Below are 19832 nucleotides of genomic sequence, written 5' to 3'. Positions count from 1 at the left end.
AAGGCCAGGCTTGTTGCAACGCTTACTGCGCTAGGAATAGGCGGGTGCGTCGCCTCGCGCCAGCGACCATGCCGCGATCCGGGCGAATGGTCGAACCTTTGTCGCTAAAGGTGCGTTGTATGGCCTGCAACGGGGGCGTTGCTCTAAAAGGCCCGAATGTTTCCCAGCTCGCTCAACCGCCGCGCCGCGCTCGGCCGGCTTTCGCTGTCGGCGGTCCTGGCCCTGGCGCCGCGCCTCGTCGCCGCCCAGATTCCCGCCGTCCAGGTCCCCGCCGTCGACGCCGCCAGCCAGCCGTTCTCGGTCGAGGCGCTACGCGACAAGGCCCGCGCCCTGGCGGCCGCGCCCTACGCCAAGCCGCCCGCGCCGCCCACCATCACGGGCCTGACGTACGACGACTATTTCCGCATCCGCTTCCGCGCCGAAGCCGACCTCTGGAAGGACCGCCAGCCGGCGTTCCGGGCCGAGTTCTTCCCGCCGGCGTGGCTCTATCCGCGCCCGTTGCCGATCTACGAGGTGGCCGCCGGTCTGGCGCGGCCGATAGCCTTCGACCCGGCGATGTTCGAGATCCCCGGCGAGCACGCCGACGTCGCCAAGGGCTGGAACGGCTTTTCCGGCTTCCGCCTGCTGTGGCCGCTGAACGAGGCGGGCAAGCTGGACGAGATCGCCGTGTTCCAGGGCGCCAGCTACTTCCGCAGCCTGGGCCGCGGCCAGCGCTATGGCCTGTCGGCCCGCGGCCTTGCCATAGGGGCCGGCGAACCGAACGAGGAGTTCCCCGACTTCGTCGCCTTCTGGCTGGAGCGGCCCGAGAGCGGCGACCCGGCGGCCAGCGGCGACGCCGTGGTCGTCCACGCCCTGATGGACAGCCCCAGCTGCGCCGGCGCCTACAGCTTCACGATCCGGCCGGGCGACAACGTGACCTTCGACGTCGCCGCCAGCATCTTCCCGCGCGCCGCCATGACCAAGGCCGGGGTGGCGGCCATGAGCAGCATGTTCCTGTTCAATGTCGCCGACCCGTCGCCGGTCCAGGACTATCGCACCGCCGTGCACGACAGCGACGGCCTGGCGATCTGGAACGGGCAGGGCGAGCACATCTGGCGGCCGTTGCAGAACCCCAGGGCCCATCGCATCTGCAGCTTCCTGGACAAGGACCCCAAGGGCTTCGGCCTGGTGCAGCGGGCGCGGGCCCTGGAGGACTTCGGTGACCTGCAGGCCCGCTACGACCTGCGGCCCAGCCTGTGGGTCGAGCCCCTGGACGCCTGGGGCGAGGGCGCGGTGCACCTGGCCGAGCTGGCCACCACCAAGGAGACCGACGACAACATCGCCGTCTTCTGGCGGCCCAAGGCTCCGTGGACGGCCGGGTCGCAGGTCGACCTGCGCTATCGCCTGCACTGGGGCCAGGAGCGCTTCGCCAGTCCCGACGCCCGGGTGTTCCGCACCCGCACCGGGGCCGACGCCCAGGCCGGCCTGCGGCTGTTCACGGTCGACCTGCAAGGCGGGGCCCTGGCCGAGGGGCTGGACGGGGTGGCGATGGACCTCCAGGCGCAGGGCGGCGAGATCGTCTGGCGCGACCTGTCGCCCTATCCCGACGAGGCGGCGGCCCGCGTGGCGTTCGGCGTCCGCCCCAAGGCGACCGACATCGACCTGTCGCTGCGCCTGACGCGGGGCGACCAGCCGATCTCGGAGACCTGGCGGTATCTCTGGACGGCGTAGCCGCGATGCCCGCCTTATCCGCCCTGGACGATCTCGGGGAAGGACTTGCCGCTGACCTGATGCCCTGGCCTGGCGTGGCAGGCGGAGCCCGCCACGGCGCGGGCCGTCGCATCGGTCCGTCTCACGCCCTGGCTGCTGGTCCGGACAGGGGCGAAGTCGCGGTCATACTGGCGCCAGAGCACGACCTGCTCGCCGGTCTTTGAACAGTCGATGCGCGAGGTGATCTCGGTGTAGGTCGATTTCTCGTCCGACCAGACGAAGTAGCGGACCTCGAGATTGTCGCCGACGCGGTTGATCGAGTTGAGGTCCACAGCGATGTTCTGGCGGCTGCCAGGCGAGGGGCCGCCGAGGCGAAGGCCGTCGCCGTTGGCCCACGGCCTTGGCGGAGAGGCTCCGCCGTCGGGCGCCGTGCTGGCCGGCGCCTGCTCGGGCAGGGGCGTGACCTTGAGAAGGCGCCAGTCCTGCTTAGGCCACTCCTGCGCGAGGGCCGGAGACGCGAACGAGAGCGCGGCCAGGGCGACGACGATCATCTTCATGTGGGCACCTGTTCTCGAAGGTTGCACAAGGTCGTGGTTCCACAACCATAGGTGATGAGTGCCAGTTCGCCAGCAAATTCGCGCTTCGAGGCGGCCGGATCGCGGGCCGCACCCCGGTGAGCGGCGTCGGGCGAGATCGACCTCGCCAGGCAATACCGGCGTCGCGCCCCGGCGGACAGCGCCTCATATCGGTGGTCGCGAACATGCTCGCCGACGCGGTCTTCGTCCCGCCTGATAGGGATCTGGGGACGAAACAGTTTCGTTCAAGAATTGGCGTGCGGCGATTTATGCGCAGTTTGTAGCGTCCTCAACGCAAGGGAGGACCGCATGCGGGTTCTGTTGTCGACCTTTGGATCGCGTGGCGACGTCGAGCCGATGGCGGGGCTGGCCGCGGCCTTGCGGGGGCTGGGCGTGGAGGCGGTGGTCTGCGCCCCGCCCGATCCGGAATTCGCCGCGCTGCTGGCGCGGGCCGGCGCGCCCTTGGCGCCGGCCTTCACGCCGGTGCGCCAGTGGGTAGCCTCCGCCCTGGCGAACGATCCGCCCATGGACCTGTCCCAGCGCGCGGCGGGGGTGCTGAACGCCCAGTTCGAGGCGATCTCGGCGGCGGCCGAGGGCTGCGACGCGATCCTGGCGGCTGGCCTCTTCCCGTCCACGGCCGCCGCGCGGTGCGTGGCCGAACTGCGCGGCGTACCGTACGTCTACGCGACCTTCTGCCCGATCTGGCTGCCCTCGACGCACCACCGGCCGCACCCCTATCCGGGATATCCGGTCCCCGTGGAGGAGACCGACAATCGGGTGCTGTGGGACCAGAATGTGCGAACCATGAACGGACTGTTCGGCGAGGCGCTCAACGCCCGCCGCACGGCGATGGGCTTGCCGCCGGTGGACAATGTCCGCGACCACGTCTTCACCGACCGGCCCTGGCTGGCGTCGGACCCCACCCTCAGCCCGTGGCGGCCGACGGAGCTGCGCGAGGTGGTGCAGACCGGCGCCTGGATCCTGCCGGACGAGCGCCCGCTGCCGCCGGCGCTGGAAGCCTTCCTGAGCGCCGGCCCGCCGCCGGTCTATGTGGGCTTCGGCAGCATGCCCATGCAGGCCCTGAAGGCCGCGGCCCGCGCGGCCGTCGAGGCGGTCCGCGCCCAGGGGCGCCGCGTGCTGCTCGCCCACGGCTGGGCCGACCTGGACCTGGGCGACGACCGCGACGATGGCTTCGCCGTCGGCGAGGTCAACCAGCAGGCGCTGTTCGCCCGCGTGGCCGCCGTCGTGCACCACGGCGGGGCGGGGACCACGACGACGGCCGCCCGGGCCGGGGCGCCGCAGGTGGTTGTCCCCCAGATCGCCGACCAGCCGTATTTCGCCAGGCGGGTGGCGGACCTTGGCGTCGGCGTCGCGCACGAGGGGCCTGCCCCAACCGTGGAGTCCCTGTCGGCCGCGCTCGAGATGGCCCTGACCCCGGAGGTCCGCGCGCGGGCGCTCAAGCTGGCCGGCGCGGTTGGGTCCGACGGGGCCAGGGTCGCCGCCGAACGGCTGCTCGAGGTGATCGGCGGCCGCTGAGGCCGAAGTTTGCTTTCCGCTTTTGCGACGCGGCGCGCTATCAAGGCGGCATGGATGGTAGACGCAGAATCCTGATCGTCGGGGGCGGCACGGCCGGGTGGCTGACGGCCGCCTACCTGGCCAAGTCGCTGCGGATCGCCGAGCAGGCGCATCTGGAGATCACCCTGCTGGAGTCGCCCGACGTCGGCATCATCGGCGTTGGCGAGGCCACGTTCCCGACCATCCGCACGACCCTGCAGTTCCTGGGCATCGACGAGGCCCGGTTCATCCGCGAGACCTCGGCCACTTTCAAGCAGGGCATCCGCTTCAACGACTGGGCCTGGGCTCCCAGCGAAGACGGCGAGCGCCACCAGTACTTCCACCCGTTCGAGGCCCCGTTCTCGACCGATGGCGCGAGTCTGGCGCCCTACTGGCTGCTGCAGGACGAGGCCACCCGCGCGCCGTTCGCCGAGGCCATGACCATCCAGGCCCGGGTCGCCGACGCCCAGCGCGCGCCCAAGCGCCCGCATGAGGGCAACTTCTCCGGCCCGCTGAACTACGCCTACCATTTCGACGCCGCCAAGCTGGCCCAGGTGCTGGCCGAGCGGGCCCGCGAGCTGGGCGTGCGCCACCTGCAGGGGCGGCTGACGGAGGTGGAGCTGGACGCGGCCGGGGCCATCGACCACGTCGTCTGCGCCGAGCACGGGCGGCTGGAGGCCGAGCTCTATATCGACTGCACGGGCTTCCACGCCGAGCTGATCGGCCAGGCCCTGAAGGCCCCGTTCAAGTCGGCGCGGCCGATCCTGTTCGCCGACCGGGCCCTGGCCTGCAAGATCCCCTATGAGCGTCCCGACGCCCCGATCCAGAGCTTCACGGTCGCCACCGCCCACGAGGCCGGCTGGACCTGGGACATCGGCCTGAACGGGGCGCGCGGCGTCGGCTGCGTTTATTCCAGCGACCACATCGACGACGGCCGGGCCGAGGCGATCCTGCGCGGCTATGTCGGCCAGGACGTCGAGATCGCGCCCCGGACCCTGGCGTTCGAGGCCGGCTATCGCACCAAGCAGTGGGTCAAGAACTGCGTGGCCGTGGGCCTGTCGGCGGGGTTCCTGGAGCCGCTGGAGTCGACCGGGGTGGTGCTGATCGAGGCGGCGGTGGCGATCATCGCCGAGCTGTTCCCGCACAACGGCCCGATCAGCGCCCCGGCCTTCCGCTTCAATGAACTGATGACCGCCCGCTTCGACAACATCATCACCTTCCTGAAGCTGCACTACTGCCTGAGCCAGCGCACCGAGCCGTTCTGGCGCCAGAACGCCGATTCGGTCTCGATGCCCGAGCGGCTGGTCGACCTCCTGGAACAGTGGCGCTGGCGGCCGCCCACCCGCTACGACTTCATCCTGGACCTGGAGACCTTCGCCTTCTTCAACTACCAGTACATCCTGTACGGCATGGGCTTCAAAACCGACCTGTCGCCGGGGCGCAGCGAATTCCCCGACGTGGCGGGCGCCGAGAAGCTGTTCGCCAAGATCCGCAATTTCGGCGAGCGCGCCACCCACGACCTGCCCAGCCACCGCGACCTGATCGCCCAGATCAACCGCTTCGGCTTCGACCGGTCGCTGGAGCCGGCCTGAGGCTGGTACGGCGTCAGGCGAAATCGGCCATTTCGTAAAGCGGCCGGATCTCGATTTCGCTGGGTCCCGGCATGGGGTTGGGGCAGCGCTTCACCCAGGCGACCGCCTCGTCCATGTCCTTGACGTCCCAGAGCCAGAAGCCGGCGACCAGTTCGCGCGTCGCGGCGAAGGGGCCGTCGATGACCGTACGGCCGGCGCCATCGAAGGCGACGCGCTTGCCTTGCGACGAAGGCTTGAGACCGTCGCCGTCGCGCATGATCCCGGCCTTGACCAGCTCATCGTTGAACCGACCCATCGCCTCCATCATCGCCATCGTCTGCGGCGTGGGGACAAAGCCCTTTTCGCTGTCTTCAGTCGCCTTCACGAGCACCATCACACGCATCGCCTGTCTCCCTGTTCGAGCCGGCCTCGTCGGCCTTGTCTCGAAATGACGAACGGGGTTCTCCGTGGCCGACATCGGTCCGCGACTTTCGGCGCAAAAAAAGCCCTCGCTCCGGCAGGAGAGCGAGGGCCCAGGGAAGCGACTTTTGAAAGGTCAGGCGGCGGCCTTCACGGGCGCGCCTTCGATGGCGTCCAGTTCGCCCGTCTCGCGGGCCTTCTTGCCGTAGACCACCTCGAACAGCGGGCTGGCCATGACGGTGGTGACGATGGCCATCAGCACCAGCATCGAGAACAGGGTCGGGCCGATGATGCCCTTCTGCAGGCCGATGTTGATGATGATCAGCTCCATCAGGCCGCGGGAGTTCATCAAGGCGCCGATGCCCATGGCGGTGTGGTGGTTCTCGCCCGAGGCGCGGGCGGCGATGTAGCAGGCGCCCCACTTGGCCAGGACCGAGGCGGCCAGGACGCCCAGGGCGATCAGCAGGAGCTGGGGCGAGTTGACCATGTCCATCCGGGTGTTCAGCCCCGAATAGGTGAAGAACATCGGCAGCAGCAGCACGACGGCGATCGGCTCGACCTTCTTCTTCAGCTCCTGCACCAGCAGGCCGCGCGGCATGACCACGCCCAGGATGAAGCCGCCGAAGATCGCGTGGATGCCGACGGCGTCCATCAGGAAGGCCGAGAGGCAGAAGGCCAGCATGATCATGGCCAGGACCGAGGTGCTCATCTGGCCCTCGCGCTCGACCATGCGGCCCAGCGGGGCCAGGATCTTCGGGCCCAGGATGGTGACGAACGCCACCCAGGCCAGGCCGCCGCCAATGGCGAGAACGGCCACGCCGGGACCACCGCCGAAGGTGGCCAGCACCACGGCCAGCACGCACCACGACACGGCGTCGTCGAAGGCGCCGGCGGTCAGCGACAGCGTGCCCAGCGAGGTCTTGGCCAGGCCGCGCTCATTGATGATCCGGGCCAGCATCGGGAAGGCGGTCAGGGCGATGCAGGCGCCCATGAACAGGGTGGCGTTCCCCTGGCTGATGCCGGCGGCGAACAGGCCCGGCACCTTCAGCAGGAACGGCGTGATGATGGCTGCGATGACGAACGGCGCGGCGATGCCGGCGAACGACACGCTCATGGCGCTCTTGGCCTTGGCCTTGAAGTGATCGGCCTGGAAGCTGGTGCCGACCATGAACATGTAGAGGCCCACGCCCAGCTGGGCGCCGACGTAGAGCACGTTCTTGGTTTCCTTAGGGAACAACATGCCCTGGAAATGCGGGAACAGCAGGCCCAGCAGGGACGGGCCCAGGATCACGCCGGCGACCATTTCGCCCACCACCTGGGGCTGGCCCACCTTCTGGCCCAGCCAGCCGACGACGCGGCAGGCCAGCACGATCGCGGCCAGCTGCAGGAAGAAGTGAACGCTGAAATCGGCGGGCGCATAGCTGTGCGCGGCGGCCGCGGTGGCTGGACCGTGCGGGCCCAATATGCCGCTCACGGTGCTGATCAGGCTGGATATGACGTCGGACAAAGCGTCCCCCCTTGGTGAATCCCTCTCGGCGTTTTCCCGCCGTTGAGGCCAAGCCGCGCAGACTTGGCTTTTGGCCGCAAGTCGAAATCGCGTTTTTGACGCTGCTGTTCAGAAGATTGTTTTTGCTGAGGAATTTCCTGTTGCTCGAACGCCACAATGTAGTAACGTGCCTACAAGACAGCCTTGTCAATGTAGGTACGTAGGCACATGAAAGTCATCTCGAGCCGCGACTTCAACCAGGATGTCAGCCAGGCCAAGCGCGCCGCGCGGATCGAGCCGGTGTTCGTGACCGACCGGGGCCGGACAACCCATGTGCTGATGAGCATCGAGGCCTATCGCAAGCTGTCGGGCCAGACCGAGACGATCGTCGACCTGCTGGCCATGAGCGCGCCGGTCGCCTTGGACCTCGCCGAGGCGCGGTCGGACGAGGCCTGGGACAGGCCCATGAACTGGCGCGGCTGATGTACCTGCTCGACACCGACATCGTCTTCGAGCTGCGCAACGCCAAGGCCGGCGGGACCGATCCGGGCCTGGCCGGTTGGGCCGCGGGCGTGGCCCGCTCCAGCCTGTTCATCTCGGCGATCACCCTGCTGGAACTGGAGACCGGCGTGGCGCGGGTCGAGCGCAAGGACAAGGCGGCGGGCGCGGCCCTGCGGACCTGGCTGGACGGCCAGGTAGCCGGCGCCTTCGAGGGACGAGTCCTGCCGGTCGACGCCGCCGTCGTCCGGGCGCGCGGCCGCCTGCCGCTGACCGACGCCCGTGACGCCCTGCTGGCGGCCACGGCCCTGGAGCATGGCCTGACCCTGGTCACGCGCAACGGGGCGGCCTTCAAGGTCAACCGGCTGAAGCTGTTCAACCCCTGGGGCTACAAGCCCGAGGCGCTGGACGACAGCGAGGACTGGGGCCAGGCCGCCAAGGCGGGATCGCAGTGGCTGCGCAACATCTTCGTGCGGGGCTGACCCGAGCGGGGGGATCCCGGACGCGAAAGCTTGCGGGTGAAAGTCGTCCAAGCGCTCCACCATGATATCGTGAACAGTCGTGGGGCCGGCCCGAGCCCCTCCGCAGGTTGGATCAACCCGCCGTCGGCGCGCCATTTCATCCCGCATCGAGCCTGACATCTGGACTTTGGCCGCCATCGGCATCGACCGATGGGCGAGCAAGCGTGGCCGTCGAAAGACGTTGACAGCCTTCAAGTTGCATTGATATCGATAACAATAGACTGATCGAGGACGTCCTGGACGCTCGGTTCCGACGACGCGGTCAGCCAAGCGAGCTCTGAATCTCGCGCCAAACAGGGTCGGGCCAAAGCCCGAAGGGGAGGAAAGAATGGGTGCTCAACAGCCCCGGCGCGTCCGTATGCGCGCCTTGCAGGTTTCTCACATGGCGTTGGTCCTGGCCGGCGCGAGCCTCCTGGCGACCGCGGCCCAAGCCCAGTCGGCGGCGTCGCGAAAGGCGGCCGCGCCGAGATCGGCGCCGGTCCAGGCCGACAGCGAGGTCAGCGCCGTCGACGAGGTGATCGTCACCGGCGTCATGGCCAACACCCAGGCCAAGAAGGCCAATGTCTCGTTCTCGGTGCTGAACGAGGACGACATGTCCAAGTTCACGCCGATCAGCGCCGACGACATGCTGCGCGACATGCCCGGCGTGGTGGTCGAGTCCAACGACGGCGTGGCGCGCAACGAGGTCTTCACGCGCGGCATGACCATCGGCACCGGGGCCAACACCTCGGGCTATTTCTGGACGACCATCCTCGAGGACGGCCTGCCGGTCGTGCCGTTCAAGTTCAGCGGCTTCCAGGACGGCTATTTCTATCGCGCCGACATCTCGACCAGCCGGGTCGAGTCGGTCCGGGGCGGCTCGTCGGCGACCGGCGTGACCACCTCCGTCGGCTCGACGTTCAACTACATCACCGGGGCCGTGAAGCCGGGCGGGGTCATCCAGACCCGCCTCGGCTTCGAGGGCGACGACCTGCACCTGTCGTGGAAGCAGGTCGACGGATCCTATGGCTGGGTGAACAAGGCCGGCGACGCCGGCGTCGGGGTCAGCGGCTTCTATCGTCGATCCAACGGCCAGGTGGATCCGGGGTGGGACCTGAACCACGGCGGCCAATTCAAGGTGAACCTCTACAAGGAGTACCAGGGCGCCGGCGGGTCGGGCTCGTTCAACGTGATCCTCAAGCACCTGGACGACACCAACGCCGAACTGACCACCTTCCAGCAGCCGACCTACGGCTACCGGGACGCCCAGGAGATCCCGGGCTTCGGGCGGGATGTGAACCTGTTCATGAACGGCGGCGAGCAGACCGTTCCGAACTACTTCAAGCACGGCAGCCACACGCTGGACCCGTCGGCCGGCTATCGCTACCGGCAGGACGCCATTTCGCTGAACTGGCGCCATGACACCGACGGCCCTTGGGGCTTCACGGGCGCGCTGCGCCTGCAGAAATCCGACTATCGCGGCCAGTCCTACAAGCCCCAGGGCCTGGCCTCGCTGGCCTCGGCGGCGGCGACCCGCGAGCGCTTCGGCCTGAACATCAACAATCTCGACCGCACGCCCGGCTATTACGAGTTCTACGATGCGGCCGGCGCCATGGTCGCCCGGGTCGCCAACAACGTCGCCGGCTCGCAACTGGGGACCAACTACCGCACCGGCGCGGCCTGTCCGCGGGTCACGGCGACCACCTGGCAGGCCAACAGCCTCTGCATCATCGGCAACAACCTGCCCAATCGCGACATCGACATGCGCGGCGGCCTAGTCACCGCCACGATCCCGAACGCCAACGGCGCCTTCAATTCCGGCGTCGTGCCGGTCGCCAGCGCCTCGCAGGACCTGGTGCTGCTGACCCGGGCGGAGGACAACGACCGCGGGTCCAAGGACTTCATGGGCAACTTCACCGCCAGCTATCACGGGGAGTCCTACAACCTGAATTTCGGGGTCTACGTGGCCCGCTCCCACCAGGCCAACGACAACTGGGCCAACGGCCTGGGCGTGTCGGCCTGGGCCGACGGGGAGGTGCGGAACCTGAACGCCCGATACGTCACCGCGTCAGGAACGACCTATCGGCTGACCGACGCCGGCGGCTGGGGCTCGTACGGCAGCGGCCTGTTCACCACCGTGTCGCAACGGGCCAGGATCCTGGAGGCCTCGCCTTATGCGGGCTTCAACTGGTCGCCGGGCCACTGGGACTTCAACAGCAGCATCAAGTACCAGCATTTCAACGCCAAGACCTATTCCGAGACCTGGGACACCCGAAACGCAGCCGCCGGCTCCCTGACCAATGGCGGGCTCGATGGCGACCCGCTGACCGTCTACGACAACGTGACCATGACCCAGACCGCGTCGAAGGTCATCCGCGCCGACCGGGCCCTGGGCGTCGTCGATTACAGCGTCTCGGTCGGCTACAATTTCAACGACAAGCACAAGATCTACTACCGCTACACCGACGCCAAGCAGCCGGCGGCGGGCGTCATCAATCGCTACTCGACCGTGGCCGCCCTGGTACGTCCGCTCGGTCCGACCGCGTTCATCAAGGGTCACGAACTGGCCTACACGTTCGGCGATCGCAAATTCAACGGCCAGGTCACCGCCTTCTACCAGAGCTTCGCGGTGAACGATTATCCGACGGCCATCGATACGGACAACGTCTCGACCTACCTGCTGCCGGAAAACTTCAACACGTACTTCACGCGCGGGATTGAATCGTGGGCGAAATGGCGGATCACACGGAACCTCGAATGGTCTCCGTCGGTGACCTACCTGAACGGCAAGACGACCGCGGCCTACAACTGGCTGAATACGGGCGCCAACGGCCTGGGCGCGGCCGACGATGTCCTGCGCGTCGATGCCGGGATCCTGGCCCGGTCGCCGAAGTGGACGGTGAGCAACACCGTCTCCTATCGCTACAAGGACTTCCGCTTCAACGTCCGCCACCGCTGGATGGACGAGCGCAAGCTCAACACCAATTCCCTGGACCACCGCTTCCTGCCCAAGCAGGACAATGTGGACGTCTCGGTGCAGTACGAGGGCCTGGCCAGGACGAAGGTCACCGTCGACGTCCGCAACCTGCTGAACACGCAATATGTCTCGGCCTACGACCCGATGATCAGCAGCAACCTTCCCGCCAACGTCCAGGTCTATGACGTGGTCGCCCAGCTGCCGGAGTCGGGGTTCCTGCTCAAGCGCAACGCGCCGCGGTCGGTCTGGCTGACCGTCCGCAGGGAGTTCTAGGCGGCCGTGACCAACGACCACGACCTGAAGCTCGTCGCGCCGTTCAGCCCGACCATCCTCAAGGCGACGATGCCAGACGGGATGGTCGAGCGCTTGAACGCCCGCATCGATGACTTGCTGGGGCGGCGGGACGAGGTCGCCGCCCGTGACTGGTCCGCGCACCTGGCCGGCGTGGTCAGCACCGAGATGCGGGTCACCGACGTGCTCCGGCAGACGCCGCAGGTCGCCGACTTCCTCTACGACGTGGCGCGCACCTACGCCTATCGCTGCGAGAACGCGCTCATGCACTACGGCGACTACGAGCGGACCGAGGAACTGGCCGACAAGAAGCTGCAGATCCAGATCAAGGAAGGCTGGGTCAACGACATGGTCGCCGGCGACTACAACCCCGCCCATTTCCACCAGGGCTGCCTGTTCAGCAGCGTCGGCTATCTCCGCGTGCCGCCGGGCTACGACGACGAGTTCCGGGCCGACAAGGCGCGGCAGAACACCGCCGGGTGCCTGCAGTTCATCGACAGCCGCAGCGCCGTGGGCGTGCGCAACCTGTTCGTCGTCAAGCCGGTGGTGGGCGAGTTCTATCTGTGGCCGTCCTGGATGCTGCACTGCGTCTACCCGTTCCGGAGCCCCGGCGTGCGCCGCAGCTTCGCGGTCAACCTGTCCCTGGCCTAGGCGGATCAGCATTGGACCCGAAGAACACCATGACGGCGACGGGAAGGAGACACGGGGTGCGTGACGTGATGCGGCGAGTTTCAGGACTGGTCCTGGCGGCGTGCCTGATCGGCGGGGCGGCCCAAGCCCAGACCCTGCGGTCGGGCCATCCCTACCTGGCCTTCAGCGACCGCCATGTGGCGCAGTTCCGCTCGCGCGTGGTCGAGGATCCGGACGCCAAGGCCGCCTGGACCCGCGCGCACGCCCGGGCCGACGAGGCCCTGGCGCGCAAGCCGGCCAACGACCGCGAGCTCAATGCCGCCCTGATGGACCTGGCCCTGGCCTATCGCATGACCGGCGAGCGTCGCTACGCCGACCGGGCCAAGGCCCTGTTGGACATCTATGCCGCGCGGCCCAACTGGGTCACCGACAAGCCGTTGCTGGCCCGCTCGCCGGTGTGGAATTCCGACCTGGGCATGGGGACCAGCGCCTATGTCTACGGCCTGACGTTCGACGCCATCCATGACGCCCTGAGCCCGGCCGAGCGCGATCGGCTGGCCAAGGCCCTGGTCCGGGGCGCCATCAAGCCCACCCTGAACGACTGGGTCGACGGCGCCGAGCGGATCCACAGCCTCGACACCATGGGCCACAACTGGTTCAGCCACATCGTGTTCGGCGCCGGCGTCGCGGCCATAGCGGTCAAGACCGAGGAGCCCCAGGCCGACGCCTGGATCCGGCGGATCGACGAGGCCGCCGAGGAATGGGCCGCCTATGACGGTAGCGCGATCGAGACCAAGCCCCAGCACTTCGCGTCCAACGGGGCCTTCGTCGAAAGCATCAACTACGCCGACTTCGCCGCCGAAGGCTATCTGAGGTTCAGGCGCGCCTGGCTGGACGCCTTCGTCGAAAAGCCCGCCCCGACGCCGCGCCTGGCCGGAATCGGCGACCTGTTTCTGCACAACCTCTACCCGACCGGTTCGGGGGCGCTGTCGTCCAACTTCGGCGACGGCAACCCCACGGCCAGCGGGGCGCACGCCCTGGTCAACCTGTGGGCCAGCGGCGACCAGCAGCCGCGCTATCTCTGGTACCTGGACAAGGTGCGGTCCAATCCCGGCCAGGACGTCTGGAACGAGGCCGAGAACATGGTGCAGTGGCCGTCGGCCAAGGCGCGGGCTGGCGTGGGAACCGGGCCGGGGCTGCCGACCAGCTGGATCGACCGCGACCTGGGCTCGGCGACGATGCGCTCGTCTTGGGCCCCCGACGCCACCTACCTGGCGGTCCGCTCGGGCTTCACCTGGAACCACAACCACGCCGACGCCGGCAGCTTCATCCTGTGGCACAAGGGCAAGCAGCTGCTGATCGATTCCGGCAACAGCAGCTACGCCCGGCCCGAATACGACGGCTACTACCGCCAGAGCGAGGCCCACAACGTGGTGACCCTGGACGGCAAGGCCGAGCCGACCAGCAACACCTATGACGGGTCCCACTTCCCCGGGCGGGTCGAACACCTGGTCGACGCAGGCGACCTGCGCTTCGTCTGGGCCGACGCCACGGGGCCGAACGCCAGCGTCTTCGAGCGCAAGTACCGCAGCTTCCTGTGGCTGGGCGACGTGATCCTGGTGATCGACGACCTGAAGGGCTGGCAGCCGGGCCAGTTCGAATGGCTGCTGCACTACGAGGGCGAGGCCAAGCGGCAGGGCCAGGTGATCACGGTCCGCAATGGCGAGGCCGAAGTGGCGGTCCAGCCGCTGTTTCCCCAGACCCTGCCCGACGGCGGCCTGTACACCGACTATCCGGAACTGCTGCGGATGGCCGAAGGCAAGGGGCTGAAGGACCATGCGCCGGACGAAACCCAGCGCTATCTGCGGCTGCAGGCGCCGGGCGTGTCCGACCGCATGAAGTTCATCGTCGCCCTGACCCCCAACGGTTCGGCCAAGGCGCCGAGGCTCGAGCGCTTCGAGACCAAGGACTATCTGCTCGTCCGGGTCCATCAGGGGGGAGAGGTCACGGACGTCTATTTCAACCTGCTGGCCGACGGGCGTATCCGCCACCGCAACGCCAACGCCGAGCTCGGCGGCTGGCGGACCGACGCCTACATCCTGGCGCTGACCTATCCGGAGGGCGGCGAGGCGCGGAAACCGCGGCGGTGGTTCGTGGCCGACGGCAGCTATCTGCGGCGCGACGGCCGGGTCGAGCTGGACTCGCTGTCCAAGGCCTTCGTCGTCAAGACGGTCGACAAGGAGGGCGTGGCGGCCAGCATCGACGGCCAGCCCGTCTACGCGATCCGCCTGGCCTGCGACGGCGCGCGGTCGATCACGGTGGACGGTGTGGCCAGGGCCTGCGAGCGCGACGTCGCGGTGGCGCGCCGAACGAACGCGGCAGTGCGCTGAAGCGTCCTTCAGGCGCCATCCCGATGCACGACGAAACCTTGCCAACGCCTTCCAGGACTGAGAAGTTATCGATAACGGACGAGCGGCGCCAGAATCGGTCGGCGGCCTGGCGCGGCTGACCGTTCGCCCTGGCGGGACCTGGATCACCGCCGAGACGGCGCGATCTGGCCGGGGGCCCGGCAGCGATCCCTTCGTCCATCACGCTCAAGGAGCCCCGCACTTGGCCAAGGGCAAGACCAAAGTCGAAACGCCCCCAGCCTCGGTCCCGGAGTCGGGGCGGGCGGTGACCATCCACGACGTGGCGCGCTACGCCGGCGTCGCCTCGATGACCGTGTCCCGCGTCGTCAACGGCAACAGCTATGTCAGCGACGCCATGCGCGAGCGGGTGCAGGCGGCGATCAAGGCGCTGAACTATTCGCCCAACCTGGCGGCGCGCAACACGCGGGCCGGCAGCAGCGGGCCACGGATCGGCGTGCTCTACAGCAACCCCAGCGCCTCCTATCTCAGCGAAGTCATGCTGGGCGGCATCGAGCAGAGCTCCAAGCTGGGCACCCAGCTGGTCCTGGAACGGTCGACGGGCCTGGCCAGCCAGAAGGCCGCTGTGCGCCGCCTGCTGGACCAGGGCGTGGACGGGGTCATCCTGCCGCCGCCGCTGTGCGACTCCCGCCCGACCATCAACATGCTGCACGCCGCCGGCGTGAAGGTCCTGGCCCTGGCCACGGCCCGACCGATGCACGACGTCTCGTCGGTGCGCATCGACGACTACCAGGGCGCGGCGGCCATGACCCGCCACCTGATCGAGCTGGGCCATTCACGGATCGGCTTCGTCAAGGGCGACCCGCAGCACACCCCCACCCAGCTGCGCTATGAAGGCTTCGTCGACGCCATGACCGCCGCCGGCCTGCCGGTCGATCCCGACTGGGTGGTCCAGGGCCAGTTCACCTACCGTTCGGGCCTGGCTGCGGCCGAGCTGCTGCTCAGCGCCGACGAGCGGCCCACGGCCATCTTCGCCAGCAACGACGACATGGCCGCCGCCGCCCTGGCCGTGGCCCACGGGCTGCAGATCGCCGTGCCCGAGGCGCTGACCGTCGTCGGCTTCGACGACACCCCGATCGCCAGCACCGTCTGGCCCGAACTGACGACCATCCACCAGCCGATCAGCGCCATGGGCCGGGCGGCGGTGTCGCTGATCGTCGACGAGATCAAGGCCGAGCGGGCCGGAAACGCGCCGTCGCCGACCCATCAGCTGATGAAGTTCACCCTGGTCAAGCGGGGCTCGTCGGGCCCGGCGCCGGTCAAGGCCCCGCCGCGCCGCCGGCCCGCCAAGGCCGGAACCTAGGCCGACGCCAGGGCGACCGCGGACCATCGGAAAATAGCAAAAGCCCAATAACGGTTGTCATCCCGGAAGCCTCGTAGAGGCTGTCCGGGACCCAGGGGACTGGGCTGGTGCGGTGCGGTTCACCTGGGTCCCGGCCTTCCGCTTCGCTACAGCCGGGATGACAACATCTGGGACTTTTTCGATCCTCTCCAGACCTAGGCCGAGGCCAGGACGGCCGCCTGGGCGTCGGCCAGGTCGTTCCAGAGCCGGGCGGCCCCGCGCACGCCCGAGGCGTCGCCCCAGCGGGCCGGCGCTATGCGGGCCGACCAGCGGTCGGAGAACACCCGGGGAGCGATCAGGGCCGGGAGGCGCTCGTAGATCTCGCCGACGTTCGACAGCCCACCGCCGATCACCAGCACGTCCGGATCGGCGATGTTGACCAGCACGGCGATAGCCCGGCCCAGTCGGTCGACATAGCGGTCGAAGGCGGCCACGGCCGCCGGCTCGCTCTGGCGGAAACCGGCGATGATCGCCTCGCCCGTGGCCTGGACGCCGGTGGCGGCGGCGAAGTCGTGCCGCAGGCCGGTGCCGGAAATCCACATCTCCAGACAGCCGTGCTGGCCGCACCAGCAGCGCGGGCCGGGCGTCTCCTGGGGCGTCGGCCAGGGCAGGGGGATGTGCCCCCACTCGCCGGCGACGCCGTTGGGGCCCTCGACCAGGCGGCCGTTCACGGCCAGGCCGCCGCCGCAGCCGGTGCCCAGGATGATGGCGAAGGCCACACGCGCCCCGGCCGCCGCGCCGTCGACCGCCTCGGATAAAGCCAGGCAGTTGGCGTCGTTGGCCAGCCGCACCGGGCGACCCAGGGCGGCGGTCAGGTCCTCGCGGAAGGTGCGGCCGTTCAGATAGACCGAATTGGAATTGCGCATCACGCCCGTGGTCGGCGAGATCGAGCCGGGCGCGCCGACGCCGATCGTGCCGCGACCGCCGGCCTGCTGCTCGACCTGGGCGATCAGGTCGCGCACGGTCTCGATCGCCGCGTCGTAGGCGCCAGGATTGGGGGCCCGCACGCGCGCCAGATAATTGCCCTGGGCGTCCAGGGCGGCGGCCTCGACCTTGGTCCCGCCGAAATCGATACCGACCTGGATCACCAGTAGGGCTCCCAGGGACGGGTCAGCCGGACCAGGGCCTCGAGGAAGAAGTAGTCGCCCCAGATGCAGGCCTCGTCGACGCCCACGCCGTTGGGCATGTGGTAGACCGCGTGGGCCAGGACGCCCGTGCCGGGCGGACCTGGCGGCAGCAGGTAGCGGGTCCCCAGGGTCTCGACGGTCGCCACGGCCGCGCCCTCGTAGGCGGTGCGGTCGGGGTCGGTCGGCGGCAGCCCGCGGGCCAGTTCCAGCAGGCCGCAGGCGGCGATCGCCGCCGCCGAGCTGTCGCGTTCGTGCGGCGGGCCGGTGAACACCAGGTCCCAGCAGCAGATCAGGTCCGAGGGCAGGCGGTTGAGATAGTAGTTGGCCAGACGGGCGCTGAGCGCCAGCAACGACGGGTCGGCCTTGTAGCGGTGGACCAGCGGGAAGCCGCTGATCCCCCAGGCCTGGCCGCGCGCCCAGCACGAGCTGTCGCTGTGGCCCTGGTGGGTCTTGCCCATCCGCGGGGCGCCGGTGACCGGATCCATGAAGAAGGTGTGGAAGGTCGAGCCGTCGGGCCGCACGATGTGGCGCGCCGCCTGTTCGATATGGCGGTCGGCGGCGTCGGCGAAGGCGCGGTCGCCGGTCACCTGGCTGGCCCAGTACAGCAGGGGCAGGTTGAGGTTGCAGTCGATGATCATCCGGCCGGCCTGGGCGGGATCGTTCAGGTCGCCCCAGGCCTGGATGATGCCGGCCTGCGGCAGGTAGCGGGCCAGCAGCAGGCGGGCGGCCTCCAGCGCCGCGTCACGCGCGCCTGTGTCGCCGGTCAGCTTGTAGGCCGCCACGCAGGACAGCGAATAGAGGAAGCCCAGGTCGTGGTGGTCCACGTTGATCCGGCGATCGACCCGGTCCTTGAAGCTTTGAACCTGCCGCTCGGCGGCCTGCCGGTAGCGCGCCTCGCCGCTGACCTCGTAGGCCAGCCACAGCATGCCGGTCCAGAAGCCGTTGGTCCATTCGACATTGCCCATGGCGGGATAGACCCCGCCGACGCTGGACGGCGCGGGGAAGGCGTCGGTGAACACCGCCAGGTTGGCGTCGATGCGGGCGAGCACGGCGGCCAGGATCGCGTCCAGGGCGGCGCGGTCGGGCGCGCGGCCTTCCAGGGCGTCGCGCAGCTTCAGCGGTTCGCGGTCAGAGGTCGGTGGAAGGGAGATCGGCGGCATGGATCAGTCGACCTTGGCTAGATCGGCGTCGGGGAGGGCGGTCTTCAGCGCGGGATCGGCCCGGTTCGCGGCGGCCGGCGTCGGCGCCAGGGCGAACAGCGAGGCGGTCCAGAACAGCGCCGCGCCCAGGGCGATCAGCAGATAGGTGTGCGGGAAGCCGATCAGGTCGTAGGACTTGCCGACGATCGGCGACAGGATGGCCAGGCCCAGGGAATGGCCGAAGCTGACCCCCACCAGATAGAGGGTCGAGGCCAGGCGGGCCTCGAAATGGGCGGCGATGTAGCGGAAGATCGACACCGCCAGGATCGGCAGCTCCAGCGAGTGCAGCATCTTCATCGCCGAGATCGCCACCGGCCCCTCGACGAGGCCCGAGCCGGTGATGCGGAAGATCATGATCCCGGCGGCCAGCAGCAGGCCGTTCTTGGCGCCCGTGCGGTTGACGATGAACGGGGCCACGAACAGCATCCCCGCCTCGACGAAGATCTGAGCCGAATTCAGGTAGCCGAACATCGCCGCGCCGTGCTTGGGATCGGCGAACTGCGAGGCGTAGTAGGCGGGAAACTGCTGGTCGAAGACCAGGTAGAGGTTGGTCACCCCCAGGATCAGCACCATGAAGCCCCAGAACTTCGGCAGCTTCAGGATCGCCAGGGCGTCCAGCGGCTTGAGGCTTTCCGAGCGGGCCTGCTCGTCGGCGGCGCCCTCGATCCGGGTCATGGCCAGGATCGGCAGCAGCAGCAGGCCCGCCAGCGAGGCCAGGGAGAAGTTGATCAGCGGGTCGATGTTGTAGAGCCGGCCCGAGAAGAACGCCGCGAAGGCGAAGCCCAGCGAACCCCACAGCCGCGCGCGGCTGTATTCGAACCCGTCCTTGCGACCGACGCGATCGACATAGGATTCCAGCGCGTAGCTGCCGGCGATGAAGGTGACGCCCAGATAGAGCCCGCCCAGCGTCGCGCCCAGCAGGATGTTGCTCTTCAGCAGCGGACCGTAGACGAAGGCGAAGAAGGCGCCGGACAGCATCACCAGGGCGGCGATGACCCACAGGATGGTCTTGCGGAAGCCGACCTTGTCGGACAGGAAGCCGTAGATCGGCTGCGAGGCCATGGCGAAGATGAAGTTGGCCGAGAACACCACGCCGGTCTGGGCGCCGGTCAGGCCGAGGGTCCGCTTGAGCCACAGGGCCAGCAGCGAAATGCTCATCGCCTGGGCGAAGAAGTAGAGGAACAGGAAGGCGCTGAGCAGCGTGTAGTTCTTCTTGTTCATGGCCCAGGCGACTCCTCCCCCCGTTTGACGCCAGGCGGCGACGCGGCTCTGGGCCGCACGGGTCATCCTGTGATAATCGAAAGAGATATCGATACCAAACAAATTCCGTCACGCCGATGCGGAATGGGAAACGCTTGCCAACGTGAAGTGATATCGATATCAGTTTCGGTGGGCCCTAAGCCCTGTCCTGCGAATTTCTCGGGTGGATTCCTCCTGACTCCGAGAGCGGGGCGCCTGGCCTGGCCGGCGCCCCGAGTTTTTTCGGTCGCGCCGCGACCCCGGTTCGCGACAGGATTCTCCGAAGACAGTCCATTCGACGGCCAGAT

The 19832-nt window shown here is 68.5% G+C and carries 15 protein-coding genes; 9 read left to right on the top strand and 6 right to left on the bottom strand.

The annotated features are described in order from the left end of the window. Positions 1–156: 156 nt before the first annotated feature. Positions 157–1710, top strand: coding sequence for a glucan biosynthesis protein G (locus J2X41_RS20330; RefSeq protein ID WP_310085038.1), 1554 nt, complete (start codon positions 157–159; stop codon positions 1708–1710). 14 nt (positions 1711–1724) lie between these two features. Here J2X41_RS20330 and J2X41_RS20325 read toward each other — a convergent pair whose 3' ends face one another. After that, positions 1725–2246, bottom strand: coding sequence for a hypothetical protein (locus J2X41_RS20325; RefSeq protein ID WP_310085035.1), 522 nt, complete (start codon positions 2244–2246; stop codon positions 1725–1727). A 327-nt stretch (positions 2247–2573) separates the two neighbouring features. Between J2X41_RS20325 and J2X41_RS20320 the strand changes: the two genes are divergently transcribed. Both J2X41_RS20320 and J2X41_RS20315 read left to right on the top strand, forming a co-directional pair. Then, positions 2574–3800 carry a glycosyltransferase gene (locus tag J2X41_RS20320; RefSeq protein WP_310085032.1) on the top strand — a complete coding sequence of 409 codons (1227 nt, stop codon included), beginning with the start codon at positions 2574–2576 and terminating at the stop codon, positions 3798–3800. 50 nt (positions 3801–3850) lie between these two features. After that, positions 3851–5410 (top strand): tryptophan 7-halogenase, encoded by a 1560-nt coding sequence (locus tag J2X41_RS20315; protein ID WP_310085029.1) that lies wholly within the window; start codon positions 3851–3853, stop codon positions 5408–5410. 13 nt (positions 5411–5423) lie between these two features. Here J2X41_RS20315 and J2X41_RS20310 read toward each other — a convergent pair whose 3' ends face one another. Both J2X41_RS20310 and J2X41_RS20305 read right to left on the bottom strand, forming a co-directional pair. Further along, entirely contained in the window at positions 5424–5867 is a 444-nt protein-coding gene (locus J2X41_RS20310) for a YciI family protein (RefSeq protein ID WP_310085026.1), read from the bottom strand. Positions 5868–5945: 78 nt separating this feature from the next. Beyond that, positions 5946–7316, bottom strand: a complete 1371-nt coding sequence (locus J2X41_RS20305; protein ID WP_310085024.1) for a cation:proton antiporter — start codon at positions 7314–7316, stop codon at positions 5946–5948. Between the two features lie 207 nt (positions 7317–7523). Here J2X41_RS20305 and J2X41_RS20300 point away from each other — a divergent pair, with 207 nt between their 5' ends. The 6 genes from J2X41_RS20300 (at position 7524) to J2X41_RS20275 (ending at position 15920) form a co-directional block, all read left to right on the top strand. Beyond that, the gene (locus tag J2X41_RS20300; RefSeq protein WP_310085020.1) at positions 7524–7778 is read left to right on the top strand and encodes a type II toxin-antitoxin system Phd/YefM family antitoxin; all 255 of its coding nucleotides are present in this window, start codon (positions 7524–7526) and stop codon (positions 7776–7778) included. Continuing rightward, a complete protein-coding gene (locus tag J2X41_RS20295; protein WP_310085018.1) occupies positions 7778–8275 on the top strand; it encodes a type II toxin-antitoxin system VapC family toxin in 498 nt (165 codons plus the stop codon). The genes J2X41_RS20300 and J2X41_RS20295 overlap by 1 nt, the downstream gene beginning before the upstream one ends. Before the next feature lie 421 nt (positions 8276–8696). Further along, positions 8697–11543: a TonB-dependent receptor plug domain-containing protein gene (locus tag J2X41_RS20290; RefSeq protein WP_310085015.1), complete on the top strand. Its 2847-nt coding sequence runs from the start codon at positions 8697–8699 to the stop codon at positions 11541–11543. 6 nt (positions 11544–11549) lie between these two features. Then, positions 11550–12212 (top strand): putative 2OG-Fe(II) oxygenase, encoded by a 663-nt coding sequence (locus J2X41_RS20285; RefSeq protein ID WP_310085012.1) that lies wholly within the window; start codon positions 11550–11552, stop codon positions 12210–12212. A 56-nt stretch (positions 12213–12268) separates the two neighbouring features. Beyond that, on the top strand, positions 12269–14581 hold the full coding sequence (locus J2X41_RS20280; RefSeq protein WP_310085009.1) for a heparinase II/III family protein: 2313 nt from the start codon (positions 12269–12271) through the stop codon (positions 14579–14581). Positions 14582–14801: 220 nt separating this feature from the next. After that, positions 14802–15920, top strand: a complete 1119-nt coding sequence (locus J2X41_RS20275) for a LacI family DNA-binding transcriptional regulator (RefSeq protein ID WP_310085006.1) — start codon at positions 14802–14804, stop codon at positions 15918–15920. A 194-nt stretch (positions 15921–16114) separates the two neighbouring features. Here the strand turns inward: J2X41_RS20275 and J2X41_RS20270 are convergent, their stop codons facing one another. The 3 genes from J2X41_RS20270 to J2X41_RS20260 are packed head-to-tail and all read right to left on the bottom strand — an operon-like array spanning position 16115 to position 19506. Next, positions 16115–17047, bottom strand: a complete 933-nt coding sequence (locus J2X41_RS20270) for an ROK family protein (protein ID WP_310085003.1) — start codon at positions 17045–17047, stop codon at positions 16115–16117. Continuing rightward, positions 17044–18246 carry a glycoside hydrolase family 88 protein gene (locus J2X41_RS20265; RefSeq protein WP_310085000.1) on the bottom strand — a complete coding sequence of 401 codons (1203 nt, stop codon included), beginning with the start codon at positions 18244–18246 and terminating at the stop codon, positions 17044–17046. The genes J2X41_RS20270 and J2X41_RS20265 overlap by 4 nt, the downstream gene beginning before the upstream one ends. Before the next feature lie 3 nt (positions 18247–18249). After that, a complete protein-coding gene (locus tag J2X41_RS20260; protein ID WP_310084999.1) occupies positions 18250–19506 on the bottom strand; it encodes an oligosaccharide MFS transporter in 1257 nt (418 codons plus the stop codon). Positions 19507–19832 lie beyond the last annotated feature (326 nt).

The sequence above is a fragment of the Caulobacter sp. BE254 genome, assembly GCF_031457295.1.
GTDB lineage: Bacteria > Pseudomonadota > Alphaproteobacteria > Caulobacterales > Caulobacteraceae > Caulobacter.
The sequence above is the reverse complement of the archived record's forward strand: the minus strand, read 5'-3'. Positions and strand labels throughout refer to the sequence as shown.